The sequence below is a fragment of the Acidobacteriota bacterium genome, from assembly GCA_020845575.1.
Lineage (GTDB): Bacteria > Acidobacteriota > Vicinamibacteria > Vicinamibacterales > Vicinamibacteraceae > Luteitalea.
Genome location: JADLFL010000023.1, coordinates 102339 through 127521 on the forward strand (window position 1 = coordinate 102339; position 25183 = coordinate 127521).

The 25183-nt window shown below is 68.9% G+C and carries 25 protein-coding genes and 1 tRNA gene; 7 read left to right on the plus strand and 19 right to left on the minus strand.

What is annotated here, in order from left to right; all coding sequences use genetic code 11:
* Positions 1–8: 8 nt before the first annotated feature.
* The 4 genes from IT182_06955 to iolD are packed head-to-tail and all read right to left on the minus strand — an operon-like array spanning position 9 to position 5398.
* Positions 9–1058, minus strand: a complete 1050-nt coding sequence (locus IT182_06955) for a Gfo/Idh/MocA family oxidoreductase (GenBank protein MCC6163072.1) — start codon at positions 1056–1058, stop codon at positions 9–11.
* 47 nt (positions 1059–1105) lie between these two features.
* Positions 1106–2008, minus strand: coding sequence for a TIM barrel protein (locus IT182_06960; protein ID MCC6163073.1), 903 nt, complete (start codon positions 2006–2008; stop codon positions 1106–1108).
* Positions 2009–2040: 32 nt separating this feature from the next.
* Positions 2041–3519: a CoA-acylating methylmalonate-semialdehyde dehydrogenase gene (locus IT182_06965; GenBank protein MCC6163074.1), complete on the minus strand. Its 1479-nt coding sequence runs from the start codon at positions 3517–3519 to the stop codon at positions 2041–2043.
* A gap of 34 nt (positions 3520–3553) precedes the next feature.
* A complete protein-coding gene (gene iolD / locus IT182_06970) occupies positions 3554–5398 on the minus strand; it encodes a 3D-(3,5/4)-trihydroxycyclohexane-1,2-dione acylhydrolase (decyclizing) (protein ID MCC6163075.1) in 1845 nt (614 codons plus the stop codon).
* A gap of 499 nt (positions 5399–5897) precedes the next feature.
* On the opposite strand from iolD, the gene IT182_06975 reads away from it, so the two are divergent.
* Genes IT182_06975 through IT182_06995 form a run of 5 tightly spaced genes read left to right on the plus strand, consistent with a single transcriptional unit; the run spans position 5898 to position 11194 of the window.
* The gene (locus tag IT182_06975; GenBank protein ID MCC6163076.1) at positions 5898–7367 is read left to right on the plus strand and encodes a sugar ABC transporter ATP-binding protein; all 1470 of its coding nucleotides are present in this window, start codon (positions 5898–5900) and stop codon (positions 7365–7367) included.
* A gap of 17 nt (positions 7368–7384) precedes the next feature.
* Complete coding sequence (locus IT182_06980) at positions 7385–8317, plus strand: ABC transporter permease (protein MCC6163077.1); 933 nt, start codon at positions 7385–7387, stop codon at positions 8315–8317.
* A gap of 19 nt (positions 8318–8336) precedes the next feature.
* A complete protein-coding gene (locus tag IT182_06985) occupies positions 8337–9299 on the plus strand; it encodes a substrate-binding domain-containing protein (protein ID MCC6163078.1) in 963 nt (320 codons plus the stop codon).
* Positions 9300–9312: 13 nt separating this feature from the next.
* Complete coding sequence (iolB, locus tag IT182_06990; GenBank protein ID MCC6163079.1) at positions 9313–10188, plus strand: 5-deoxy-glucuronate isomerase; 876 nt, start codon at positions 9313–9315, stop codon at positions 10186–10188.
* A 13-nt stretch (positions 10189–10201) separates the two neighbouring features.
* Complete coding sequence (locus IT182_06995) at positions 10202–11194, plus strand: alcohol dehydrogenase catalytic domain-containing protein (protein MCC6163080.1); 993 nt, start codon at positions 10202–10204, stop codon at positions 11192–11194.
* A gap of 117 nt (positions 11195–11311) precedes the next feature.
* On the opposite strand, the gene IT182_07000 is transcribed toward IT182_06995, so the two are convergent.
* Both IT182_07000 and IT182_07005 read right to left on the minus strand, forming a co-directional pair.
* On the minus strand, positions 11312–11635 hold the full coding sequence (locus IT182_07000; GenBank protein MCC6163081.1) for an L-rhamnose mutarotase: 324 nt from the start codon (positions 11633–11635) through the stop codon (positions 11312–11314).
* A 25-nt stretch (positions 11636–11660) separates the two neighbouring features.
* Entirely contained in the window at positions 11661–12053 is a 393-nt protein-coding gene (locus tag IT182_07005; protein ID MCC6163082.1) for a VOC family protein, read from the minus strand.
* Positions 12054–12218: 165 nt separating this feature from the next.
* On the opposite strand from IT182_07005, the gene IT182_07010 reads away from it, so the two are divergent.
* Positions 12219–13196, plus strand: a complete 978-nt coding sequence (locus IT182_07010) for an SMP-30/gluconolactonase/LRE family protein (GenBank protein MCC6163083.1) — start codon at positions 12219–12221, stop codon at positions 13194–13196.
* Between the two features lie 28 nt (positions 13197–13224).
* Here IT182_07010 and IT182_07015 read toward each other — a convergent pair whose 3' ends face one another.
* Entirely contained in the window at positions 13225–13878 is a 654-nt protein-coding gene (locus tag IT182_07015; protein MCC6163084.1) for a DUF2911 domain-containing protein, read from the minus strand.
* Positions 13879–14058: 180 nt separating this feature from the next.
* Between IT182_07015 and IT182_07020 the strand changes: the two genes are divergently transcribed.
* A complete protein-coding gene (locus IT182_07020; protein ID MCC6163085.1) occupies positions 14059–14889 on the plus strand; it encodes an EamA family transporter in 831 nt (276 codons plus the stop codon).
* 95 nt (positions 14890–14984) lie between these two features.
* On the opposite strand, the gene alr is transcribed toward IT182_07020, so the two are convergent.
* From alr to IT182_07080, 12 genes are all read right to left on the minus strand, one after another.
* On the minus strand, positions 14985–16118 hold the full coding sequence (gene alr, locus IT182_07025; protein ID MCC6163086.1) for an alanine racemase: 1134 nt from the start codon (positions 16116–16118) through the stop codon (positions 14985–14987).
* Position 16119: 1 nt separating this feature from the next.
* Positions 16120–17457 (minus strand): replicative DNA helicase, encoded by a 1338-nt coding sequence (gene dnaB, locus IT182_07030; protein MCC6163087.1) that lies wholly within the window; start codon positions 17455–17457, stop codon positions 16120–16122.
* Positions 17458–17595: 138 nt separating this feature from the next.
* Positions 17596–18072: a 50S ribosomal protein L9 gene (locus IT182_07035; protein MCC6163088.1), complete on the minus strand. Its 477-nt coding sequence runs from the start codon at positions 18070–18072 to the stop codon at positions 17596–17598.
* 17 nt (positions 18073–18089) lie between these two features.
* Complete coding sequence (locus IT182_07040) at positions 18090–18404, minus strand: 30S ribosomal protein S18 (protein ID MCC6163089.1); 315 nt, start codon at positions 18402–18404, stop codon at positions 18090–18092.
* Positions 18405–18407: 3 nt separating this feature from the next.
* The gene (gene rpsF, locus IT182_07045; GenBank protein ID MCC6163090.1) at positions 18408–18851 is read right to left on the minus strand and encodes a 30S ribosomal protein S6; all 444 of its coding nucleotides are present in this window, start codon (positions 18849–18851) and stop codon (positions 18408–18410) included.
* Between the two features lie 52 nt (positions 18852–18903).
* Positions 18904–19476 (minus strand): aminoacyl-tRNA hydrolase, encoded by a 573-nt coding sequence (locus IT182_07050; GenBank protein ID MCC6163091.1) that lies wholly within the window; start codon positions 19474–19476, stop codon positions 18904–18906.
* Between the two features lie 21 nt (positions 19477–19497).
* Positions 19498–20136 (minus strand): 50S ribosomal protein L25, encoded by a 639-nt coding sequence (locus tag IT182_07055; protein ID MCC6163092.1) that lies wholly within the window; start codon positions 20134–20136, stop codon positions 19498–19500.
* A 63-nt stretch (positions 20137–20199) separates the two neighbouring features.
* Positions 20200–21147, minus strand: a complete 948-nt coding sequence (locus tag IT182_07060; GenBank protein ID MCC6163093.1) for a ribose-phosphate pyrophosphokinase — start codon at positions 21145–21147, stop codon at positions 20200–20202.
* Positions 21148–21236: 89 nt separating this feature from the next.
* Positions 21237–21311: transfer RNA gene (locus IT182_07065), tRNA-Gln, on the minus strand.
* A gap of 164 nt (positions 21312–21475) precedes the next feature.
* On the minus strand, positions 21476–22318 hold the full coding sequence (gene ispE, locus IT182_07070; GenBank protein ID MCC6163094.1) for a 4-(cytidine 5'-diphospho)-2-C-methyl-D-erythritol kinase: 843 nt from the start codon (positions 22316–22318) through the stop codon (positions 21476–21478).
* Between the two features lie 2 nt (positions 22319–22320).
* Entirely contained in the window at positions 22321–23097 is a 777-nt protein-coding gene (locus tag IT182_07075; protein MCC6163095.1) for a hypothetical protein, read from the minus strand.
* Between the two features lie 25 nt (positions 23098–23122).
* Positions 23123–25045: a tetratricopeptide repeat protein gene (locus IT182_07080; GenBank protein MCC6163096.1), complete on the minus strand. Its 1923-nt coding sequence runs from the start codon at positions 25043–25045 to the stop codon at positions 23123–23125.
* Positions 25046–25183: the final 138 nt, after the last annotated feature.

Consider the following 25183-nt stretch of genomic DNA (forward strand, 5'->3'; position numbering starts at 1 on the left):
TCATCTGCTCACGAGGCGATGGTGCCATCGTTGGTGATGGCCGCCACGTCCACGCGCTGGCCGCGCTCGCGGGCCTTCGTGGCGGCGACAGCCACGCGCAACGCCTCGGTGCCGTCGGCCGCCGTGATCGGCGGCTCCCGATCGTCGAGCACGTTGTCGACGAAGTTCTCGAGTTGCGCGACGTAGGCGTGGCGGAAGCGCTCGAGGAAGCCCGGCACCGTATCGGTCGTGATCGCGCCCTTGGTCATCACCAGCAGCGGTGTCTCCTGCTGGTAGCCCACACGCAGCGTGCCCTTCGTGCAGAGCAGCTCGGTGACGATGTCGTAGCCGTAGACGCCGTGACGCGTGAGGTCGATCACGCCCAGCCGGCCGTTCCTGAACGTCATGGTGACCACGGCGTTGTCGATGTCGCCCACTTCGCCGAGCTCCGGATAGACCAGGACGCCGCCCCTGGTCTGCACCGTCGCCACGTCGCCCATGAACCAGCGCGCGAGGTCGAAGTCGTGGATGCCCATGTCGATGATCATCCCGCCGCTCATCGCCGGGTTGGCATACTCCACCGACGGCCGCGACTGGTCGCGCGAGGAGGAACGGAAGACCACGGCGTCGCCCATGTCGCCGGACTCGAGCCGCGCCTTGGCCGCCGCATAGCCGGGATCGAACCGCCGCATGAATCCGAGCTGGAAGAAGATGCCCGAGTCGGCGACCACCTGTTGCATCGCGACGGCGCTCGCCAGGTCGATGGCCGGCGGCTTCTCGCAGAAGGTCGGCTTGCCCGCGTGCGCGGCGATGCGCGTGATGTCGCCGTGCGTACTGGTGGGACTGGCGATGACCACCGCGTCCACTGACGGATCGTCGATCAGCGCGGCAGGGTCGGTGACCGCGAGCGGCACGTCGAACGCCCGCGCGACGGCGTCAACGGCACCGGCGTCGACGTCGGCCACCCCGACAAGGCGCGCGCTGTCAAGATGCGCGGCAAGGTACTTCGCGTAGGCGCGTCCCAGACGCCCCAATCCGACCAGCCCGACATTCAATCTCGCTGTGCTCGTCTTCGACACCGGTGTCCTCGCTTCTCACTGACGCCTCGGCAAGGCATCCTCGCGCCTCAGAGCGCGATGCTTCTCAGGTACTCGCGGTTGCGGCGCGCGCTCTCGAGCGGCGCCCCCATGGACGGCAGGACGTCCTGCTCCACCACGATCCAGCCGTCGTAGCCGCCGGCGACGAGCGCCTGGAGCAGCGCGGCGAAGTCGACGGACCCGCGACCGAGTTCGCAGAACAGTCCGTGACGGAGCGCGGTCTGGTAGTCCCACGCCTCATGGCGCGCCTGCGCCGCGACGGCAGGCTCGCAATCCTTGAAGTGCACGTGCCACACGCGCGCCGCGTTGCGCGCCAGCAAATCCAGTGGCGAGCCACCGCCGTAGACGGCATGGCCCGAATCGAGGCACAGCCCCACGAGCGCCGGATCTGTGCGATCGAGCAGCGTGGCGATCTCGTCGGGCGTCTCCACGTACGTGGCCGCGTGGTGGTGGAGCACGGTGCGCAGGCCCGTCTGCTCGCGCACGGCGCGCGCGATGCGCTCCACGCCGCTCGCCGCTGCGTCCCACTGCGCGTCGGACAGCCCGTCGCCGGCCTCGATCCGTCCCGCCTTGCGCGTGCGCTCCGGGCTCGCCGTCGGCTCGTCCGACAGGACGATCACCGGCCTTGCACCGGCATCGACGTCGGCGAGCAGCCGCGCCGTGCGCACGGCGTTCCGCTCGCTCTCGTCGAACGACGACGGATCGGCGAGCCTGGTCGTCACGAACGCACCAAGCATCGAGAGGTCGCGTCGCGCGAGCTCGTCGCGCAGCACGCCGGGGACCGTCGGCATGAAGCCCCAGTCGCCCAGCTCGGTGCCGACATAGCCGGACGCCGCGATCTCGTCCAGCACCTGCGTGTAGCCAGGGCTGGCCGCCTTCGACTCGAACTCCAGGACTCCCCATGAACAGGGGGCGTTTGCGACACGGATCATGACGGGCTCAGGGCTCGGGGAAAGGTCACAGGTCAGAACTTCCGGCTCCACGTCGAGGGCCAGCGCTCGACGACCACCTTCTTCTCCGTGAAGAAGTCGATCGCGTCGGCTCCCTGGGCGTGCAGGTCGCCGAAGAAGCTCTCCTTCCAGCCCGAGAACGGGAAGTAGGCCATCGGTGCGGCCACGCCGATGTTCACGCCGACGTTGCCGGCGCGCACCTCGTGACGGAACTGCCGTGCCGATGCGCCGCTCGTGGTGAACACGCACGCCATGTTGCCGTAGGCCGACTGGTTCACGAGACGGATGGCCTCGTCCACCGAATCGACGCGCGTGACGCTCAGCACGGGCCCGAAGATCTCGGTGCGTGCGAGATCGCTTGCAGGGGCGACGCCGGCGAGCACCGTGGGTCGCAGGAAGTTGCCGTGTTCGCCGCCCGGCACCGCCGCGCCACGTCCGTCCACGACGGTGCGCGCGCCTTCGGCCACGCCGCGTGCGATGAGCGACTCGATGCGCGCGCGGCTCTCGGGCGAGATCACCGGCCCCATCTCCACGGCGCGGTCGAGGCCGTTACCGACCTTGCGCGACGCGGCCGCGTCGGCGATGCGCTCGGTGAACGCCTCGGCGGCCTCGCCCACCGTGATCGCCACCGATGCCGCGAGGCACCGCTGGCCCGCGCAGCCGAACGCCGAGTCCGCGGCGATGCGCGTGGTCGTGTCCATGTCGGCGTCGGGGAGGATCACGATCGGGTTCTTCGCGCCGCCCTGGCACTGCGCGCGCTTGCCGTTGGCCGCGGCGCGCGCATAGACATAGCGGGCGACGCCCGTCGATCCCACGAACGAGATCGCGCGCACGCTCGGATGATCCAGGATGCCGTCCACCGCGTCCTTGCCGCCGTGCACGAGGTTCGCCACGCCCGGCGGGAACCCGGCTGCCTCGATCAACTCGAACACGCGGGCCATCGTGCGGGGCGTCTTCTCCGAGGGCTTCAACACCAGGGTGTTGCCGCAGGCCACCGCGTACGGGAGGAACCACAGCGGAATCATGCCCGGGAAGTTGAACGGGGTGATGATGCCCACGACGCCGACAGGCTGGCGGATCATCATCGAGTCGATGCCGTGCGCGATGTCCTCGAGGTTGGAGCCGAGCATCATCGACGGGATGCCCGACGCCACTTCCACGTTCTCGATCCCGCGCCGGAGTTCCCCCTCGGCTTCGGCCAGCGTCTTGCCGCACTCCTCGGTGACGAGACGGGCGATCTCGCCGACGTGTTCGTCGAGCAGCGCCTTCAACCGGAAGAGCGGCTGGATGCGCTGGCCGGGCGGGGTGCGCCGCCACTCGTCCTGCGCGGCTTCCGCGGCGCTCACGGCCGCGGCCACGTCGGCGGCCGCACTGAGCGGCGCCGAGGCGAGCACTTCTCCCGTCGCCGGGTTGTGGACCGGCAGCGTGTCGGCGACAGCGGCGCGCTGCCACTGCCCTCCCACGTAGTTCAACAACGTCCCCTGGGCGATCATGCAATCACTCTCCGTGTGCCACGCCTTGCGTCATTCACAGGTACCGGCGCTCGGCCACTTTCGCGCGCTCGTAGGCCTGGCGCGCGCGCTGCACCGCCTCGATGGTCGAGACCTCGGCCACCGGCACGTCCCACCACGACTCGTAACCACCGACTTGCGCATAGCGATCCACGGGAATGACGATGGCCGTCGTGCGATCGGCCTCACGAGCCGCAGCGAGAGCGTCGCGGATGGCGGCGGGCGTCGACGCGCGGATCACGTGCGCGCCAAGCGACTCGGCGTTGGCCGCGAGGTCCACCGGCAACACCGCGCCACCGAGTTGTCCCGTCTCCGCATCGCGGTAGCGATACTCGGTGCCGAAGCCCGCGCACCCGACAGATCGCGACAACCCGCCGATGCTCGCAAAGCCGTGGTTGTCGAGGATGAGCACCGTCAGCCGGATGCCTTCCTGGATGGCCGTGGCGATCTCCTGCGCCATCATCAGGTACGACCCGTCGCCCACGAGCACGTAGACCTCGCGATCGGGTGCGGCGATCTTCACGCCGAGACCCGCCGCGATCTCGTAGCCCATGCACGAATAGCCGTATTCGAGGTGGTACTGCTTCGGATCGCGTGCGCGCCAGAGCTTGTGCAGGTCGCCGGGAAGGCTGCCTGCCGCGTTCACGATGACGTCGCGCGGGCCGACCAGGTCGTCGAGGATGCCGATCACTTCGGCCTGGCTGATCGTCGGCTCGTGGGGCGTGCGATAGACGCGCTCGACCTCGGCGTCCCATGCCGCCTTCTCGCCTGTCACGCGCGCGTCGTACGCCGGCGAGGTGTGCCAGCCCTCCATGAGCGGCAGCCACTCCTCGAGCACGGCCTTCGCGTCGCCCACGAGCGGCAGCGCCTGGTGCTTGCCGGCATCGAACTCGGTGATGTTCACCGCGATGAACCGCACGTCGGGATGCTGGAACGCCGTCTTCGACGCGGTGGTGAAGTCGCTGAGACGCGATCCGACGACCACCACGACGTCTGCCTCGCGCGCCAGGCGATTCGCACCGGGCGTGCCCGTCACCCCCACGGCGCCGAGCGCCTGCGGATGATCGAACGACAGCGCACCCTTGCCGGCCATCGTCTCGACGACGGCGATGCCCGTGGCTTCGGCGAAGCGTTGCAGCGTGCCGGTGGCCTCGCTGTAGATCGCGCCGCCGCCGGCCACGATCACCGGCGTGCGCGCGGTGCGCAGCAGCGACGCGGCGTCGGCCAGGCGCGTCCGATCGGGGCGCGGCCGCGCGATCGTCCAGACGCGCCGGCGGAACAGCTCCTCCGGATAGTCGTACGCCTCGGCCTGCACGTCCTGCGGGAGGCACAGCGTGACGGCGCCCGTCTCCGACGGCGACGTGAGGACGCGCAGCGCTTCGGGCAGCGCCGTGATCAGTTGTTCGGGTCTGTTGATGCGGTCCCAGTAGCGCGAGACCGGCCTGAAGCAGTCGTTCACCGAGACGTCCTGCGACGCCGACGATTCGAGCTGTTGCAGGACGGGCGCCGGGCCGCGCGAGGCGAAGATGTCGCCGGGCAGCAGCAGCACCGGGAGCCTGTTGATCGTCGCCACCGCGGCGCCGGTCACCATGTTGGTCGCGCCGGGGCCGATGGATGTCGTACATGCCAGCGCGCGCCGGCGGTTGGCCATCTTCGCGTAGCCGACCGCGGTGTGCACCATGGCCTGCTCGTTGCGCGGGACGAGGCACTGGATCCGATCCCCGGCCTGCAAGAGCGCCTGTCCGACGCCGGCCACGTTGCCGTGGCCGAAGATGGCGAAGACGCCGCCGAAGAACTGTTGTTCCTCGCCGTCGAGGCTGGTGTATTGGTGCGCCAGGAACTCGACCAGCGCCTGGGCCATCGTGAGGCGTCTCGTGGTGTGCACTCGGCTGTCTCCCATGAAGGAGCGGCGTGTCTACCGTTGTCGCAGCAGCTCCGATCGGCACATCGTAGCGTCGGCGGCCCCTCGATGGTCGATCACGCGCACGAGTGTAGCAGAGACGATGGGGCCGCTGGCAAAGCGCTTCGCCAGCCCGCTGACGCCAAGGCGTCGGGCCCTCCGCCGTCTCCGCTCTCACCGGTCTCCTGCGCGCCTCGGCCCGCGCCCATGGGGGTGCGCGCAGGTCCTCAGGGCGCGCCTTGCTATACTCTGGACCCGAAAACACACCACCAGACTTCGAGGTCGGGGATCCAATGCCGCATTCGATGCCTCTCCGTTCAGTGCTCCGCCGCCTGGCTATCGTCACCCCCCACCGGGACGACGCGAACCTCCCGACTCGCGTCTCACTGATCGGGATGCAACGGTGAGCGAGCGAAGCGATTTGTCAGAGGCCTCCCCCGGCCGGCCGCCGCTGCTGCAGATGCGCGGCATCGGCAAGCGATATCCGGGCGTGGTGGCGCTTGACGATGTGTCACTGGACCTGCGCGCCGGCGAGGTCCACGTCCTGCTCGGCGAGAACGGCGCCGGCAAGTCGACGCTCATGAAGGTGCTGAGCGGTGCGACCACGTGCGACACGGGTGAGGTCCTGCTGACGGGCACGGCCATCGACGTGAGCGACCCCATCAAGGCACAGCGTCACGGCATCCGCGCCATCTACCAGGAACTGAGCCTCGTCCCGCACCTGAGCGTGGCCGAGAACGTCTTCCTCGGTCACGCCCCGCGACGCGGGTTCGGCATGGTCGACTTCGAGCGCATGCGCGCCGATACGCGCCGCGTGCTCGAGAGCCTCGGCACGTCGATCGATCCCGACGCGCCCGCCGGCAGCCTGCGTCTCGCGCAACAGCAGATGGTGGAGATCGCCAGGGCCCTCGCCGCCTGCGCGCGCATCGTCATCAGGGACGAACCGACGGCGGCGCTGAGCGACAGGGAGGTGAACAGCCTCTTCGACGCCATCGGCCGGCTGACGACGGACGGCGTGGCCGTGGTGTACATCTCGCACCGCATGGCCGAACTCTTCCGCATCGGGCACCGCGTCACTGTCATGCGTGATGGGCGTGTGGTGACCACGCGGCCCATCACCGACGTCACGGAACCTGAACTCGTGCGCCTGATGGCGAACCGCGACGTCAGCGCCCACTACCCCGCGCGGTCGCACGCGCGGGGCGCCGAACTCCTGCGGGTGGACGACCTGCACGGCGGTGCGATCAAGCACGTCTCGTTCGGGCTGTACGCCGGAGAGATCCTGGGGATCGCAGGACTGGTCGGAGCCGGCCGCTCGCGGCTCGTGCGGGCGATCGCCGGTGCGGAACCCGTCGCCGGCGGCACCATCACCATCAGGGGCACCGAGACGAGGATGACCACGCCCCGCCACGGCGTCGACGCCGGGATCGGATTCCTGCCCGAGGATCGCAAGCGCCAGGGGCTGGTGCTGAAGCTGCCGGTCCAGCACAACATCGCGCTGTCGCACCTGCGGCAGTTGTCGCGTGCGGGTCTCCTCGACACGGGGCGTGAGCGCAACGAAGCCGACGACGCGATCGCGCGTCTGCGCATCAGGACGCCCGGACGCGACCAACTCGTGGTCAACCTCAGTGGCGGCAACCAGCAGAAGGTGGTGCTGGCGAAGTGGCTCGCGGCCGGTGCCGGCATCTTCATCTTCGATGAGCCGACGCGCGGCATCGACGTGGCTGCACGACAGGAGATCTATCTGCTGATGAACGGACTCGTGGAACAAGGCGCCGGCATCATCATGGTGTCGTCGGACATGTCGGAACTGCTCGGGATGAGTGATCGTGTGCTCGTGATGCGCGGCGGCGCGGTGCAGGCCGAACTGGAGGGCGCCGACGCCACTGAAGCGCGCGTGCTCGGCGCGGCGTTCGGGATGGCGTCGTGACCGGGCGTTTCGCGGAACTGCTGCGGCATCGCGGGCGGCAGGTCGGTACGGTGGCGGGGCTTGTCGCGCTCTGCGTGGGCCTGTGGATCCTGACGCCGCACTTCCTCACCGTTTCCAACCTGCTCAACGTCCTCGATCAGACGGCCATCAACGCGATCGTCGCCGTCGGCATGACGTTCGTGATCGTATCGGGCGGCATCGACCTCTCCGTCGGATCGGTGCTCGCGCTCTCGGGCATCGTGCTCGGCAACGCCCTGGCCGCAGGCATGCCGATGCCCGCGGCGATCGCGCTGGGACTCGTTGTCGGTACCGCCTGCGGCACGATCAACGGTGCGCTGGTGAGCTGGGGACGCCTGCCGCCCTTCATCGCCACGCTCGGCATGATGAGCGTGGCGCGCGGCGTCGCCCTGATGCTGGCCGAGGGCCGTCCGGTGTCGGGGTTCGACGAGGGGTTCCGCATGCTGGCGACCAGTCGCGTCGCGGGCGTGCCTGCGCCGGTGTTCGTCATGATCGCGATCTACGCCATCGCGCACGCGGTGCTGTCGCGCACCGTGTTCGGCCGTGCGACGTTCGCCATCGGCGGCAACGAGGAAGCCGCGCGCCTGTCGGGCGTCGCGGTGCGCTTCCACAAGACGTGCGCGTACGGCGTGGCCGGACTCATGAGCGGCGCGGCAGCCGTCCTGCTGACGGCGCGCCTCAACTCGGCGCAGCCCACGGCGGGCATCATGTACGAGCTCGATGCGATCGCGGCCGCGGTGATTGGCGGCGTGAGCCTCACCGGCGGCGAAGGCTCGGTGGTCGGGGTGCTCACCGGCGCGCTCATCATGGGCGTGCTGCGGAACGGCCTGAACCTGCTCAATGTGTCATCGTTCTTCCAGCAGGTCGTCATCGGTGCCGTGATCATCGGTGCCGTGTTCATGGATACGTGGTTCAAGCGGCGGCGCCAGTAGGCCGGAGAGGATCGAGGTCATGACACGCTTCACACACACGCTCGTCGTTGCGCTGGCGGTACTCGGCCTCGCGGCCGGGTGCAATCGCGAGAGCGGGAACGACGGTCAGGCGCCACGGGTGGCGTTCGTCATGAAGACGCTCAACCACCCGTTCTTCCTCGACATGCAACGCGGCGCAGAGGAGGCGGCCACAGCGGCTGGCGTACGCGTGGTGGTGCAGGCGGCCGAGCGCGAGATTGACGTCGAAAAGCAGATGCAGATCATCGAGAACCTGCTGCAGACGGGCATCCGCGCGCTCATCGTCACGCCGAGCGGCTCGAAGGAGATCGCACCGGCCATCGCGAAGGCGAACGCGGCGGGCGTGCCGGTGATCGTCGTGGACACCCGCGTGGACGCCGCGATGGTGCAGAGCAGCAACCTGCGCCTCGAGTCGTTCATCGGATCCGACAACTACGAAGGCGGCAAGCTCGCCGGAGAGTTCCTCGTGCGGGAGACGGGCGGCACGGCCCGCGTCGCGATCCTCGAGGGGATTCCCGGACATGAGACGGGCGACGCGCGCCTGCGCGGGTTCCGCGATGCCATCCAGCAGGCGTCGGGCATGACCGTCGTCGCCAGCCAGCCGGCCAACTGGGAGCGCGATCAGGGATTCTCCGTCGCCCAGAACATGCTGCAGGCGCATCCGGGCATCGACGCCCTGTTTGCGTGCAACGACCTCATGGCCCTGGGCGCCGTCGAAGCCGTGGCCGCGGCCGGCCGCACGGGCCAGGTCCGCATCATCGGCTTCGACGCGCTGGACGATGCACGGAAGGCCATCGAGGCGGGCCGCATGGTGGCATCGGTGGCGCAATCACCACGCGACATGGGACGCGTGGCCGTCGAGAGCGCCGCCAGACTGCTGAAGGGCGAGACGCTGCCCGCCGAGCAACGCGTCGCGATCGCCCTGGTGACCAGGGATGCCGGCGCCGACGCGCCGAACCCGTAGAGGAGCAGACCGAATGACCGACACACGAATCCTGCTGCGTTCACGCGCGATCGCGAAGGACACGTCCGGCACGCAGGTGTCCGTCACGCCGAAGCGCGCGGGCTGGGAGCGCGTGGGTTTCGCCGTCCATCAGATCGCCAGAGGCGAGGCGTTGCAGCGCCGGACTGGCCGTCACGAGGTATGCCTGGTGCTGCTCTCCGGCCTGGCCTCCGTCACCTGGACAGGCCGAACGCGCGCCGTGCGACTCGGGCCGCGACGCGACGTCTTCAGCGACTACCCGCACGCGGTGTACCTGCCACCGGGGACGGCCTACGAGATCCGCGCGACGCGGAGCGTCGAGATCGCCGTGTGCCAGTCGCCTACCACCGAGCAGTATCCGGCGCGCGTCATCAGGCCGGAAGACTGCGGCCTCGAGATCCGCGGTGGTGGCAACGCGACGCGCCAGATCATCGACATCCTTCCGCCGTCTGCGCCGGCCGATCGCCTGCTGGTGTGCGAGGTCTATACGCCGGCCGGCAACTGGTCCAGCTTCCCTCCGCACAAGCACGATGAGCACAATCCGCCGGTGGAGGCCGACCTCGAGGAGACCTACTACTACAGGTTCGCCGATCCAGACGCCTTCGGGATCCAGCGGCTCTACACGGCTGACGGCAGGCGCGACGAGGTGGTGACCGTCGCGAACGGCGACCTCGTGCTCGTGCGCGACGGCTACCATCCGTTCGTGGCCGCTTACGGGTACGACGCGTACTACCTGAACACGCTCGCGGGCAGCTTCCGGTCCATGGCCGCCCCCGACGATCCGCGGTACGCGCACCTGCGCAGTGCGTGGCCGGCGCCCGATCCCCGGGTGCCGCTGGTCCGGCGTCAGACGGCCGCACGATCCGCCTGATCGCGTTCCGATCATGGAGGGCCTGACCAAGCTCGCACCGGGCGCCGGACACGTGGGCCTCGCGGAGCGCGAGGAGCGCGAGCCCGCGGCCGGTGAGGTACTCATCGAGGTCCACGGTGCGGGCATCTGCGGCACCGACCTGCACATCGAGGCCGGCGAGTTCCCGACGCGGCCGCCGGTGACGATGGGACATGAAGTGGCGGGCACCGTGATCAGCGTCGGCGACGGAGTGGAGCCGGCGTGGCTCGGCGCGACGGTCGTCTCCGAGACGTACTTCTCCACGTGCGGAACGTGCCGGTGGTGCCGCGACGGCCGAACCAACCTGTGTCCCGACAGACGTTCGATTGGATCGTTGGTCGACGGCGCGTTCGCGCCGCGGCTCGTCGTGCCGGCCATCAACCTGCACAGGATTCCCGAGTGGCTCGACCCGCACGCCGCGGTGCTCGTCGAGCCGCTCGCCTGCGTGTGCCATTGCCTCTGCGCCCCCCCTGTCGTGACGGCGGGCGACCGCGTGCTCGTCACGGGGCCAGGGCCCGTGGGCCTGCTTGCCGCGCAGGTGGCGCGGGCCCTCGGCGGCGACGTGCTCGTCGTTGGCCTGCCGCAGGATGACCAGCGGCTCGACGCGGCGCGCGCGCTCGGCCTGCGCACGGCGCACGCCACGGAGGCGGGGGCTGACGTGGTCATCGAATGCTCCGGTGCGGCCGGCGGCGCGATCGCGTGCCTCGATGCCGCCGGCAGGCGCGCGCGGTACGTGCAGGTGGGCGTGTTCGGCAAAGACGTGTGCGTGCCGCTCGATCAGGTGTTCCGCAAGGAGCTCACCATGTCATCGGGCTTCGCGTCGACGCCCGCGTCGTGGCAGCGGGCGCTGCGCTTCGTCGAGACGCGCCGTGTCGTCCTCGAGCCGCTCGTGTCGTCGGTGGTGCCGCTGCGCGAGTGGGCGCGCGTGTTCGCGGAGTTGCGCCAGGCCCGCGGCATCAAGGTGGTCTTCGACCCTCGACTCCCGTAGTCGTCGGACCTCCGCCATCACCTCTGTGTACAAGGGGCCTGGCTTGGGGAGCCGGCCCTACCCACTGCGGCAACAGGTAGCCGGGCCCGGCCATTGCCAGGCCCGCGACACGACGGTCTACAACGAATCGGTGAGACGGAAGACCTCCCGCAGCGGGAACGTCTGCGGCGACTGATCCGGGTTGGTGTCCATGATGTCGGCCATCATCGCCCACCACCGCTTCATGACGGGATGCTTCCGCACGTCGTCGAGCGTGTGATCGGTACGTCGTGTCATGACAGCGATGAGCGCGAGCGAGGACTCGTCGAGGAAGATCCGGTAGTCGATCACGCCGGCGGACCTCAGCTGCTCGACCAGCTCGGGCCAGATCGCCTCGTGCCGGCGACGATATTCCTCCGCCTGGCCGGCGTGCAGTTGCATCCGGAACGACACGGTTTCAATGGGGCTCATGGCTCACGAGTGGGGCTCACAGCATCGGAGTGGCGCGCTTGGCGAGCTGGATGGGCAGCCCCCACGGGTCGCGGAGCATGGTCAGGTGCGAGCCGTCGGGGTTGTGCAGGTGCTCGATGAGCGTGGCGCCGGCGGCCACGAGCCTGTCGGTGTCGGCATCGGGGTCCGCCGACGTGAACGCCAGGTGCAGCTGCGCCGGGTGCAGATCGCGATAGATGTCCGTTGGCGCCGACGCGTTCGAATAGAGCTCGATCATCGCGCGGCGTCCGGCATCGGCGAGGAAGTGCATCGACACGGGGGGATCGCCGCGGCGGACGATGGTCATGCCGAGGTGATCGACGTACCAGGCGGCAACCGCCGCGGGATCGGAGACGTTGACAGCGAGATGTTCGAACGCGAGACCGGCCATGACGGGGATGGTACCTGACGTGGGCGGCTTGCGGCTCATGGCTTGCGGCTTGCGGCTTGCGGGAAAGGGAAACCACGGTTCCGAGCCGGTGTTACAGTTTCACCACTCCCAGGAGGCTTCGTGAACCGTCGTGCGTTTCTGTCGTTGTCCGTTGCGGCGGGTGTCGTGAGTGGTCGGTCTGCGTCGGCACGGACGACGTCCGCGTCGCAGGCGCCGGCCATCGTGCGGTATCCCGATCCCGCCGTGCGATCACTCGACCCGCGATTCGACAAGTATCGCGCCGGCAACGCGGCCATCGAACGACTGTACACGGGCTGTCGCTGGGCGGAGGGGCCCGTGTGGTTCGGCGACATGCGCTGCCTGCTGTGGAGCGACATCCCGAACGACCGCATCATGCGCTGGACGGAGGAGACAGGCGAGGTGAGCGTGTTCCGTCAGCCGGCCAACAACTGCAACGGACACACGCGCGACACGCAGGGGCGGCTCGTCACCTGCGAGCGGCGTCGCGTGACGCGCACGGAGCTCGACGGCAGCATCACCACGCTCGTCGAGCGCGTGGATGGACAGCCCCTCAACTCCCCCAACGACATCGTCTCGCACCCGGACGGATCGCTGTGTTTCACCGATCCCGGCTACGGCATCCTCTCCTTGTACGAAGGATTGAAGGAAGAGCAGAAGCTGCCGACGCGGGTGTACCGGTTGGATCCGGCCACCAGGGCGGTGACGCGCGTGACCGACGCTCTGCGGCGGCCCAACGGCCTCTGCTTCTCGCCCGACTACTCGAAGCTGTACGTCGCAGACACCGAGAATCCCGCGCCGGGTCGTCCCCGTGGCATCCACGTGTTCGACGTCGTGGGCGGGACGACGCTGGGAGCGGGCCGGCTGTTCCACGACATGGGGAAGGGCGGCGCCGACGGCATCCGCTGCGACATGGATGGCAACGTGTGGGCCGCCGCCGGCTGGGCGGGCGCGGGCTACGACGGCGTGCGCGTGATCGCGCCGGACGGCACGGCGATCGGACAGATCGATCTGCCCGAGATCTGCGGCAACCTGTGCTTCGGCGGCCGGAAGGGTAACCGATTGTTCATGGTCGCCTCGCAGTCGGTGTACAGCCTCTACGTCGAAGCAACGGCGCCCCGCTGACGACCACGACCGTCAGCAGGGCGATTCCCTACTTTCCGATCTCGATGGGTGCGGTGGCCACCGTGTGATCCCACTCCATCCGGAGCAGCACGCTCGACGCACTCACGGGAACGAAGCCGATGGTGAACTGTTCGACAGGAGGCTTCGACGCACTCGCGACGTCGAGCACCATCCTGACGCGCGCCACATCGAACTTCGCGTCGTAGTTGTACGTGCCGTACAGGTTGACCTTGTCGTTCGGGTCGTACTTCGGCTGGCGCGGCTGGTTGTTGACAATCAGCGTCCACTCGCCCGCCTTCAGATCGACGAACACGTTGTAGACGCCAGGGCCGAGTGCCTTGCCGCCGACGACGATCGGGGTCTGCGTCGTGAGCGTGGTCGTCGCGTTCGCACCGGCACGCCATATCGGCGATCCGTCGCGCACCGCTTCACCGTAGGTGGCGCCACTGCCGAAGATGTCCTTGCGCCCCCGCAGCAGCGGACGACTGTAGTCGACGACCATCCACTTGCCGCCCTCGTAGCGCGGCCCGTTGTCTGTCTTCGTCCACGTCCCACCCACCTGGATGGCCGCCTGGCCCGCCGGCGACGGCGGTAGTTTCACGTCGGGTACCGATTGCGCCATCAGCGGGCCGGCGGCGCCAAGACAGGCGGCGGTCATCACGATCGTTCGCAGTATCGACATATCGATCTCCTCGATCCGGTTCTCATCGGGTACACCGGGCCGCGCGCGATCACGCGTGCCGCGATGAAGAACGAGACATGGAGGACATTCAATCACATGCGGCTCCACATCCTCCGCCCTTCATCCCCTGTCCTGTGTCCGCCATCCTGTCGTCCTGCATCTGCGGATACGCTTGTATGGATGAGCGGGCGCGTACAGGTGCTGCTGGCGGCGATGTTGTTCTCGACCGCCGGCGTGGTGGTCAAGACGACGACATTGTCGTCGTGGCAGGTGGCGGGTTTCAGGTCCGCCGTGGCGGCGTTGTTCCTGCTGCTCGTGGTGCGCGCGCCACTGCGGGCCTCGTGGCGGACGCTCGGTGTCGGCCTGGTCATCGCCGTCACGTTCATCAGCTTCATCGTGGCCAACAAGCTCACGACGTCGGCGCACGCGGTGTTCCTGCAGGCGGCGGCACCGCTCTATCTCGTGCTGCTCGGTCCCTGGCTGCTGAAAGAGTCGGTGCACGCGCGCGACATCCCGTTCCTCGGCGTCGTGTTCGTGGGACTCGTGCTGCTGTTTGCCGGCACCGTCACGCCATCGTCGACGGCCCCGAATCCCGTGCTCGGGAACATCATCGGGGCGGCGAGCGGCGTCACGTGGGCGATCGTGCTCGCCAGCGTGCGACACCTCACGCGCGAGTATGGAGTGGACGGCGCGATGACCGCCACGTTCTACGGCAACGTCTTTGCGTTCCTCTTGTGCGCCCCGCTCGCCTTCCCTGTCGTTGGTGCGACAGCCGTCGACTGGACGGTGATTGCGTACCTTGGCTGCTTCCAGCTCGCGCTGGCTTACGTCCTGCTGACGCGCGGCGTGCGGACGCTGTCCGCGCTCGAAGCGTCGCTCCTGCTCCTCCTGGAACCCGCGCTCAATCCGCTGTGGACGTTTCTCGTCCATGGCGAAACGCCTGGCATCCTCGGCAGCATTGGCGGCGCCCTCGTCCTCGCCGCCACCACGGCTCGCGCGATACGGAACTGATGACAGGAGCTCTCCGAGGTGTAGCCGCCGGATTGTCCGCCGTAGCCCGAAGGGCGAAGGCGCAAGTGCGGCAGCTCACATTGGGAGGGCGGCCCCTACGCCTGCTGGAACTCGCGGTCGATTCTCGCGCCGAGGCGGCAGAGGATCTCCCACGGGATCGCGCCGATCGTGGCGGCGACTTCCCGCGCGTCGAGGCGCTCGTCGCCCTGGCGGCCGAGCAGAACGACCTCGTCGCCAGGCGACACGTCCATGCCCGTCACGTCGATCGACAGCATGTCCATCGACACCCTGCCGACGATCGGCACGCGTCGCCCGCGAACGAGAACAACGCCACGGCCGCCGAGACGCCAGTCGACGCCATCGGCATAGCCCGCCGGCACCACGGCCACCGTGCGAGGTCCCTCGGCGTAATACGCCTGTCCGTACCCCGCCGACTCCCCGTCACGCACGCCCTTCACGGCAACGATGCGACTGTGCAGCGAGAGGACGGGTTCGAGCGCGAGCGTGGACATGAGCGGCGGCGGCACCACGCCGTAGAGCAGCAGCCCCGGACGCACGGCGTCGAGCCACACGCGCTCGTCGCGCAGGAGCGCCGCGCTGTTGGCGGCATGAGCCTGCGTGGTGCGCAGGCCGAGCGCCGCTGCCGTCTCACGCGCCTCGCTGAAGTGTTGCTGCTGACGCGCGAGGTGATCGTTCTCGGGTTCGTCCGCCGTCGCGAAGTGCGTGTACAGGGCGTCGACGCGCAGGGACGATGCCCCGAGGATCGCCGGAAGCGTGCGCCGCAGGTTGTCGTGCCGCAGGCCGAGACGATTCATGCCCGTGTCGATCTTCACGTGACAGCCGAGCACGCTGTCGCGCGCCGCTGCCGCGTCGGCCAACGCCCGCCCGGCCCGCGGCGACGAGATGGTCGGCGTGAGGCGGTGCGTGAAAATGCCGTCCAGATCGGAGACGCCGAGTGCGCCGAAGATCAGGATCGGTGTGCGCACACCGCCTTCGCGCAGCGTGATGCCCTCGTCGACGTCGGCGCACGCGAGCATCGCCACGCCCTCGTCCTCGAGCGCACGCGCCACGGGCACGGCACCGTGCCCGTAGGCGTTGGCCTTGACCACGCCGATGATGCCAGGCGCAGTGCGCCCCGAGGCGAGCGCACCGTCTTCCAGGATGCCGCGGATCGCGCGCACGTTGCCGCGCAGGGCACCGAGGTCGACGCGCGCCACCGTATGCCGCACGTCAGTAGTCGCTGCCGCCGCGTTCGAGGTTCTCGAAGCGCGTGTATTCGTTGAGGAACGCGAGCTTGACCGTCCCCACGGGGCCGTTGCGCTGCTTGGCGATGATGATCTCGGCCTCGCCGGTCTCCTCGGCCTCGGGCTCCTTGTAGCGATCCTCGCGGTAGATGAACATCACCACGTCGGCGTCCTGTTCGAGGGCGCCCGATTCGCGCAGGTCCGAGAGCTGCGGCCTGTGGTCCGACCGTGAGTCCGGCGCGCGCGAGAGCTGCGACAGGATCACGACGGGTACTCCCAGTTCCTTGGCGAGCGCCTTGAGGGAACGCGAGATACTCGTCAGCTCCTGCTGACGGTTCTCGAAGCGGCCACGTCCCTGCATCAGCTGTACGTAGTCGATGATCAGCATGTCGAGGCGGCCGTGCTCGGCCTTGAGCCGCCTCGCCTTGGCGCGCATCTCGAGCACGCCGATCGACGCACTGTCGTCGATGTAGATCGGCGCGACCTGCAGCTTCTCCGCCGCCTGGGCGATCGCGGGCAGATCACGTTCGAGGAGCATGCCCTGCCTGATGCGCTGGGCGTCCACGCGCGCCTCGCCCGTGAGCATGCGCATGAACAGCTGCTCCTTGGACATCTCGAGGCTGAACACGCCGACGACCTTGCCGTGCTCCAGGGCCGCGTTCTGCGCGATGTTGATCACGAACGACGTCTTGCCCATCGACGGGCGCGCCGCGATGATCACGAGGTCGCCCGCCTGCATGCCCGACGTCTTGTGGTCCAGGTCGTAGAAGCCCGTGGGCACGCCCGTGACGAGACTCTTGAACTGCTGCAGCTTCTCGACGCGGTCGAGCGTCTCGTCGACGAGTGCCGACAGCGGCGTGAACCCCTGGCTCAGTCGCGCGTCGGCGATGCTGAAGATCCCTGCCTCGGCCGCGTCGAGGATCTCGCCGGCGTCTCGCTCGGCATCGTAGGCCTCCGCCGCGATGCGGGTCGCCTCCTCGATGAGGCGACGCAGCGTGGCCTTCTCCTTGACGATCTGCGCGTAGTGCTCGACGTTGGTCGTGCGCGGGACGCCGTCGACGAGCCGCGTGATGTAGGCGGGGCCGCCTACCGTCTCGAGCGCGGTGGCGCGCGCGAGCGATTCGGTCAGCGTCACGAGGTCGATGGCGACGTTGCGCTCGCTCAGCTGGATCATGTGCTCCAGCAGGAGCTTGTGCGCCTCGCGATAGAAGTCTTCGGGCTTGACGACCTCCACGGCCGCGTTGATCGCGTCGTTGCGCAGCAGGATGGCGCCGAGCACCGAACGCTCGGCGTCGAGGTTGTGCGGGAGCGTGCGATCGGACATGGGGGGGTACAAGACTACCCGATCGACGGCGACTGTTTCAGGCGCACGTCGTGAAAACAGAAAGCCCGCCACAGACAGCGTGGCGGGCTCTCGTGTGCACTCGGCTCGACTGCGTGACCGCGCTCGATGGGGAATCGACTACGCCTCTGCGGGCGCGTCGGCAGCGGCCGCGCCTTCGGCGGCCACCACGACCTTCACCTGCGCCGTCACCTCGCGGTGCAGGCGCACCGGCACGGTGTACTCGCCAACCGCCTTGATCGCCTCGGCGAGCTGGATGCGGCGGCGGTCCACTTCGAACCCTTGCGCGGCCAGTGCTTCGGCGATGTCGGCCGACGTCACCGAGCCGAACAGGTGCTCGTTGTCGCCTGCACGACGGGTGAACGACAGCTCGGTCTGCGCAAAGCGCGTCGCGATCGCCTGGGCCACCGCGCGCTCCTCGGCCGCCTTGAGCGCCGCCACCTTCTTCTCGTGCTCGATCTGCTTCTTGTTGCCTGCCGTGACAGCCAGGGCGAGCTTGCGCGGCAACAGGTAGTTGCGCGCGTAGCCCGGCGCCACCTTCACCACGTCGCCACGCTCACCGAGGTGCTCGACGTGTTCCTTCAGGATCACTTCGATCATCGCACTCGTCCTTCCTAGTCAGTGGCGTACGGGAGCAACGCCAGGAAGCGCGCCCGCTTGATGGCAACCTGCAGCTTGCGCTGGTACTTCGCGCTGGTGCCCGTCAGTCGGCGCGGCTGGATCTTGCCGCGCTCGGGCACGAACTGCGAGAGGAGACGCACGTCCTTGTAGTCGACGTAGTCGATCTTCTCGGTGCGGAACTTGCAGACGCGCTTGCGGCGGAACCCGCCGCGCCGTCCACCACCGCCGCCACCGCTGCGCTCGCCGCGCCCGCCGCCGCGGCCACCGCGGCCGCCGCGCTCTTCCTGCATCGGGTTGTCGCTACTCATGACTCAGATCTCCCCGTCGTCCTGGTTGTCGAGCGCCGCCTGCTTGGCCATCAGTTCCTCGGGCGTGGGCTCCGGCGGCAATCCGCGGGCCACGCGGCGACGGCGGGTCTCCTCGTCGCGACGGGCCTTGGCGCGCGCGGCCTTCTGGAGTTCCTCGTCCACGCGAACGATGAGGTGGCGGATGATCGCGTCGTTCACCTTCAGGCGGCGATCGAGCTCCTTCACGAGCTCGCCCTCGCTGCTGAAGAGCAGGACGACGTAGTGGCCTTCCTTGTGGCGACCGATCTGATACGCGAGGCGCCGGCGGCCCCACACGTCTGCCTTGTCGATCGTGCCGTTCGCCTTCGTGATGATGCCCTCGACGAGCGCCTGCAGCTCGGTGAGCTGCTCCTCTGTCGCGTCGGGCGAGGCGATGTAAACGAGTTCGTACTGCTTCACTGCTGCCATTCGGCCTCCTTCTGGCCTGAACGTCCCCTCGACTCGGGGCAAGGAGGACGCGTCACCCCTTTGGTGGCGCGTTGAAGACCTGCATGGTCTTCTCGATCCCGTCGCGTGCGAAGCACTCGACGGCATCAGCGGCCGTCACGACCGCATCGTCCACGACAGCCCGGACGTCGGGCGGTATCGCGGACAGGACGTGATCGGCGAGATCGCGGCGCGGATCCCCGCGCCCGACCCCGATCCGGAGCCGGGCGAACTGCTCCGTCCCGAGCACGCCGATGATCGACTTCAGGCCGTTGTGGCCTCCCGCCGATCCGGCTGGCCGTGCCCGCAACTGTCCGGCGGGCAGGGCCACCTCGTCGAGCACCACCAGCAGGTCCTCGACGGGGATCTTGTAATACCGCAGCAGGTCGCCCACGGCGCCGCCACTGAGGTTCATGTACGTGAGCGGCTTGACGAGCAGCAGTCCGCCGTCCGTGCCTCTCGCCCGTGCCATCACCGCATCGGCCGGCGCGGCTTCGAACCGCACGCCATGCCGTGCCGCCAACACGTCCATCGCCATGAAGCCGACGTTGTGAAGCGTGTCCCTGTACCTCGGGCCGGGATTGCCGAGCCCCACGATCAGCTTCACGCGCAACGCCCCACGGGTGCCCTACTTGTCCTTGGCCTCCGGCTTGCCCTTCTTGGCGACCTCGGGCTCGGCCGGTGCGGCGGCGGCATCGTCGGTGGACGTGCGTGCGGCCACCACGTGCACGAGCAGCATGTCGGCCGGGCTCACCGGCGTCCACGACTGATCCTTCGCCACGTCGCGCACGTACACGCCGTCGCCGATCATCATGCCCGCCACGTCGATGTCGATGTGCTCCGGGATCTCGGCCGGCAGGGTCTCGACCACCACGTCGCGGTGGACGAAGTCGAGCACGCCGCCCTGCACCTTCACGCCGCGCGGCTCACCGTGCAGGCGGACGGCGACCTTCACGTGCACCTTGCGCGTGAGGTCGACGCGATAGAAGTCCGCGTGCAGCAACTGGTGCGTGACCGGCTGCAGCAGGTACTCCTTCACGATGACCTTGGTCGCCGCGCCGGCGATCGTGAGATCGATGAGCGTGTTCAGGCCTGCTTCCGAGTGCAGCAGCTTGGACAGGGTCCTGGGATCGACGGCGACCGCCTGCGGCTCCTTGCCGCCACCGTACACCACTGCGGGAATCCGGCCTGCCACGCGCAGACGACGGGCTTCGTTCTTGCCGCGCGACTCGCGGACAACGGCATCGAGGGTTGTATCCACACTCAGCTCCTACTCTCAGTCGAGCCGACGCCAGGGGGCGACGGCAGACCTACCATGGGGTTCACGCGCCTATACGAACAGCGAAGAAACCGACGTTTCTTCATGAATGCTGCGGATGGCCTGGCCCAGGAGCCGCGCCACAGACAGGCATTCGATTTTCGACGAGCCCCGCAGCGCCTCGCCCTGCGGGATCGTGTTGGTCACCACCAGCTTCTCGATGGGCGACTGCTCGATCCGCTCGATGGCCGGACCGGACAGGACGCCGTGTACCGCACAGGCGATGATGCGTTCGGCGCCGTTGGCCTGCAGCGCCTGCGCCGCCTTCACGATCGTGCCTGCCGTGTCGATGATGTCGTCCTGCAGCACGCACGTGCGCCCGCGGACGTCACCGATCACGTTCATCACCTCGGCCGCTCCCGTCTCAGAGCTGCGACGCTTGTCGATGATCGCCAGGTCTGCGCCGATCCGCTTGGCGTAGGCCCTGGCGCGTTCCGCACCTCCCGCGTCAGGCGACACCACCGTGACATTCGGGAACCGCTGGCGCGTCAGGTAATCGATGATCACCGGCGCCGCGAACAGGTGGTCCACCGGGATGTCGAAGAACCCCTGAATCTGGGCCTTGTGCAGGTCCATCGTCAGGATGCGGTGGGCACCCGCCGCACTCAGCAGGTTGGCCACCAGCTTGGCCGAGATCGGCACGCGCGGCTTGTCCTTGCGGTCCTGCCGGGCGTAGCCGTAGTACGGCATCACCGCCGTGATGCGCGATGCCGACGAGCGCCGGAACGCGTCGATCATCACGCACAGTTCCATGATGTTGGCGTCCACCGGCCGCGACGTCGGCTGCACGATGAACACGTCGGTCCCGCGAATGTTCTCGTCGATCTGGAACGAGACCTCGGTGTCCGGAAACCGCATCAGGCGCGCCTGCCCGGGCGCCACGCACAGGAACTCGGAGATTTCCTGCGCCAGTTCCGGGTGGGCACTGCCCGAGAACACCTTCAAGTTCGATCGCGCCATCGCCGTCCGTGGAAACGCACTACATCCATCGCCGCTTCCGCGGCCAGCCTGCCCGGAAGCCTTCCGGACCGGCCCATCCCGAAAGGGATTGGCTGGGGCGGAAGGATTCGAACCTTCGAATGCGGGATTCAAAGTCCCGTGCCTTACCGCTTGGCGACGCCCCAATCGGGTGATCCGTCGCGCCTGAGACGAGCCCACGCGGGACAGGCGACCGTTGATCCTACCTCATGACGGGGATGTGTCGTCAACTCACCGACAACCGGGCAGCGGGCACCGGGCAGCGGGCACCGGGCGCCGGGCGCCGGGCGCCGGGCGCCGGACGGCATTCTCAGCATTCCCGGCATTCCCGGCATTTCCCGTATTCAGCCCGGCCGAGGAGTGGCGTCTGCCACACGCGCGTACCGGCGGGCCAACCGGCCAGGAGAGCCGAGACGTCCATCGCAGGGTCGAACAGACCGAAGCACGCCGATCCGCTGCCAGACATGGCGGCGAGGCGAGCGCCGGCGTCCCGCAGGCGAGTGACGATGGTCGTGATGGAGGGATGGTGGGCGGCGACAGGTGCCTGCAGGTCGTTGCCATAGCTGGCCACGTCCTCTTCGGCGACACCCGCTCCCGAATCGAACCATCCGTATGCGTCGCGTGTCGACACCCCGAACGGCGGACGCACGAGGACGACAGTCGCGGGCGGTTCGTCAGGCATGGGGGTCAACTCGTCGCCGATGCCTTCGCCGCGCATCGTGCCGCCATGCGCGAAGTACGCGACGTCCGCACCGAGCGGGCGCACGATGGCGGCCAGGTCCGCGTCGGGCATCGCGTGCCCGGCCCATGCGGCCACGAGACGCGCCGCGGCGCACGCGTCCGCGCTACCGCCGCCAAGCCCCGCTTCAGCGGGTACGTGCTTCTCGAGATGCAACTGCAGGCCGTCGATGTCGCGCCCGAGCGCGCGAGCCATGGCCAGCGCGCCCCTCCACGCCAGGTTCGTGTCGTCGGTCGGCACGCCAGGCGTGTCGCACGTCAGCATGAACGGCCCTTCGCTCACGTCAAGCGTGAGGCGATCGGCGATCGCGATCGACTGCAGGACCGTGTGGACGAGGTGATACCCGTCGCTCCGCAGGCCGCGCATGCGCAGGTCGAGATTGACTTTGGCCGGGGCGAGTGTGGTCCACGCCATGTTCAGCGCTCCACGAGCGTGCGGCGCGTGCGGAGTTCGCTGGCCGCCACTTCGCGCGTGCCTTCCGGTACCTCGACGTGCAGCGCGCCTTCGGGCAACTCCGGCAGCGCGTCAGGCGCATCGAGCACCAAACGCGCATCGGTCCGTCTGGCCGCGGCGCCAACGCCCTGCAGCCGAATCGCCGTCGGCCACGTGAGTCCCGTGCGCGTGTACTCGATCCGCCAGTGCGCGTCGGTGGCAGCCATCACCACCGGCACGCCGTCGGTGCCGCGCCTCAGCCAGAGCGCGCGGCCGGCATCGAGATCGAGACGCGCCCACACCTCGCCGAACGTCGCCCCGCCGCGCACCTGCCAGTCGGCGACTCCACACCCGGTCACGATGGCCAGAAGATCGGCGGGCGTGAGTGCAACGCCCACCACCGCATCGAGCAGTTCCGACGCCGACGTCCCCCGCACGACAGCCGACTCACGAGGCAGGAACAACAGCGCGCGCTCGGGCCGTGCCGCGAGTACGAACACGGGTGCCCCGAACGGCGCAAGCCCTTCGAGTCGCATGGCCTCACGTGCGACGCCAACCTGCAGCGTGCCACGCACCCTGTCGCCATCGATGCGTCCAGACAGCCGGAGGTCCGCGGTGACGGCCGCGTGCGGCAGGCACGATCGACGGGCGTCGGCTTCGATGGCCGGCAGGTCGACCAGCGGCGTGCCGGGGCCATCGGGCAGTGCGAGGCGCACGGCGGGGGCACACCCCACGCCAATGAGGAGCGCGATGGCTGCCACGCCCCGCATCACGCATGCGCGACAACTAACGCCCACGTGCGCGCTCGATCTTGCTCCTGATGGCGGTGGCGTCGGTCGACTCGTTGTCGCCGGCCAGCGCGCGCTCCCACGCCGCCACGGCGCCGCGTTTGTCGCCAAGCGCCAGCAGCACATCGCCAAGATGGTCCTGGATGACCGAGTTGGTCGTCTCGATCGCCGCGGCCCGCTGGAGCGGTTGGCGCGCGTCCTTGATCCTGCCCTGCTTGAAGTAGGCCCACCCGAGGCTGTCGAGATAGGAGCCATTGTCGGGATCGGCCTCGAGGGCCTTCCGGATCATCGTCACGGCCTCGTCGAACGAGACGCCGTCTTCGACCAGCATGTAGCCCAGGTAGTTGAGCGACGGCGCGTGATCGGGTTGGACGGCCAGTCCCTTCCTGAACGCGATCTTCGCTTCGGCACGTCGCCCGAGCCGTTCGAGGATCGCCCCACGCTGGAACCAGTAGCCCACCTGACTGCCGAAGGCCTGCTCGGTGTCGTCGAGCAGCTTCAACGCCTGCGGCTCACGGCCGGCATCGGCGAGCGTGCTCGCCAGTGCGAGCGCCGTCGACGGGTCGTCAGGACGCCGCGTTCGTTCGCCTTCGAGCAGCGCCACGGCCTCGTCGGGCTGCTTCGCGCCGATGTACGCCTGCGCGAGCAACCGCCCGATCTGGACGTCGCCCGGGCGCGCGGTACGCAAGTCGCGACCGAGCGCGATGGCCCGATCGAACTGCCTGGTCACCACGAGTGTCTGCAGCAGGTATGCGTCCAGGATGGAGTCGGCACGCGCCGCCCGCGCCTTCTCGATCACGCCGATCGCGGCATCCCGCTCCCCGAGCGCCATGTGCGCATTGGCCAGCCTCATCGTCACGCCGGCCGCTGACTGCGCGTTGGCGATGCGGCCCTGTTCGACAAGCGGCGTCAGGAGATCCACCACCTGACGATGCTCGCCGCGGTCGGCGTGAACCTGCGACAACGCCAGCGGTCCGCGCACATCGGTGGGCGCAATCGCCAGAAGGACGCGCGCGTTGCGCTCCGCCCCCTCGCCGTCACCCAACTGACGCTGCGCCTGCGCGAGCAGGTACCGCGCCTGCAGATCGGTGGGGTGTGCCTCGACGGCCTGCTCGAGCACGCGTCTGGCCTGGTCGGCATCGTCGGCGCCGAGCAGCGCCGTCGCCTGCCGAAGCCGCAACTCGACGGCCTTCGGGTTCTCGTCGGCGGCCAACCCGTACGCCGTCGCCGCTTCGCGCCAGCGCCGCGCACGCTCCAGCAGTTCGGCCTGCTGCACGCGCGCCCTGAAGTAGCCCGGTTCGGCGTCGAGCACTTCTTCCAGTACGCCGAGGGCCTCGTCACGCCTGTCGGTCCGCTCGAGGGCCTGCGCCAGCAGGGCCCCCGTCTCGAGCGACCCACCGTCGCCGTCGTAGACCGATCGCAGGACCGTGGCGGCATCGGCCGCGCGGCCGACCTGCAGGTACAGGCGGCCGAGCACCATCGGGATGTTGGTGTCGTAGGTACGGCCGGCCGCGGCCTTCTCGAGGTGTCCGATCGCCGTGTCGACAGCCGCACGATCGCGCGGGGCCACCCTGTCGCCCTGCATCGCCGACGCCGGCACGCCCAGCATCCCGAGCAGCCAGTGCGCGTCGGCGTTGTCGGCGTCGCGCGTCAGGGCCTGTCCGGCCACGCGCCGCGCATCGTCGGCCCGATCGTGTCGGGCGTAGAGCTGCCCCAGTTCCGTGAGGATCCCCGGAGATTCGTCGAGCGTTGCGGCTCGTTCGAGCGCCGCGATGGCACCCGCGGCGTCGCCGGTCGACTCCAGCCGCCGCGCTTCGAGGAAGGCCTGATACGCCTCGGCACGCGCCGTGGACCCACCGCCCGGACCGGCAGGTGCAGGCTGGACCACCAGCGTCACGGCCAACAGGACAAGAGACAGCATCAGGTGATTATCTCCGGCAACAGGCAACCGGCAACGGGCAACCGGTCAGCACAACCGGGCACCGGGCACCGGAATGATGGAAGCACAAACCTGCAATGGCGAATGGACTCCATGAAGCCCGTTCCGCGCCGTGAGTAC

Excerpts from the sequence above, each read along its gene's own strand:
- IT182_07080 (MCC6163096.1), bottom strand. The coding sequence starts at position 25,045 with ATGCTGTCTCTTGTCCTGTTGGCCGTGACGCTGGTGGTCCAGCCTGCA.
- IT182_07005 (MCC6163082.1), bottom strand. The coding sequence starts at position 12,053 with ATGGCCGGTCTCGCGTTCGAACATCTCGCTGTCAACGTCTCCGATCCC.
- IT182_06965 (MCC6163074.1), bottom strand. The coding sequence starts at position 3,519 with ATGATCGCCCAGGGGACGTTGTTGAACTACGTGGGAGGGCAGTGGCAG.
- dnaB (MCC6163087.1), bottom strand. The coding sequence starts at position 17,457 with ATGTCCGATCGCACGCTCCCGCACAACCTCGACGCCGAGCGTTCGGTG.
- IT182_07040 (MCC6163089.1), bottom strand. The coding sequence starts at position 18,404 with ATGAGTAGCGACAACCCGATGCAGGAAGAGCGCGGCGGCCGCGGTGGC.
- IT182_06975 (MCC6163076.1), top strand. The coding sequence starts at position 5,898 with ATGCGCGGCATCGGCAAGCGATATCCGGGCGTGGTGGCGCTTGACGAT.
- iolD (MCC6163075.1), bottom strand. The coding sequence starts at position 5,398 with ATGGCCCAGGCGCTGGTCGAGTTCCTGGCGCACCAATACACCAGCCTC.
- IT182_07020 (MCC6163085.1), top strand. The coding sequence starts at position 14,059 with ATGAGCGGGCGCGTACAGGTGCTGCTGGCGGCGATGTTGTTCTCGACC.
- IT182_07015 (MCC6163084.1), bottom strand. The coding sequence starts at position 13,878 with ATGTCGATACTGCGAACGATCGTGATGACCGCCGCCTGTCTTGGCGCC.
- IT182_06995 (MCC6163080.1), top strand. The coding sequence starts at position 10,202 with ATGGAGGGCCTGACCAAGCTCGCACCGGGCGCCGGACACGTGGGCCTC.
- IT182_06985 (MCC6163078.1), top strand. The coding sequence starts at position 8,337 with ATGACACGCTTCACACACACGCTCGTCGTTGCGCTGGCGGTACTCGGC.
- IT182_07060 (MCC6163093.1), bottom strand. The coding sequence starts at position 21,147 with ATGGCGCGATCGAACTTGAAGGTGTTCTCGGGCAGTGCCCACCCGGAA.
- ispE (MCC6163094.1), bottom strand. The coding sequence starts at position 22,318 with ATGGCGTGGACCACACTCGCCCCGGCCAAAGTCAATCTCGACCTGCGC.
- rpsF (MCC6163090.1), bottom strand. The coding sequence starts at position 18,851 with ATGGCAGCAGTGAAGCAGTACGAACTCGTTTACATCGCCTCGCCCGAC.
- iolB (MCC6163079.1), top strand. The coding sequence starts at position 9,313 with ATGACCGACACACGAATCCTGCTGCGTTCACGCGCGATCGCGAAGGAC.
- IT182_06960 (MCC6163073.1), bottom strand. The coding sequence starts at position 2,008 with ATGATCCGTGTCGCAAACGCCCCCTGTTCATGGGGAGTCCTGGAGTTC.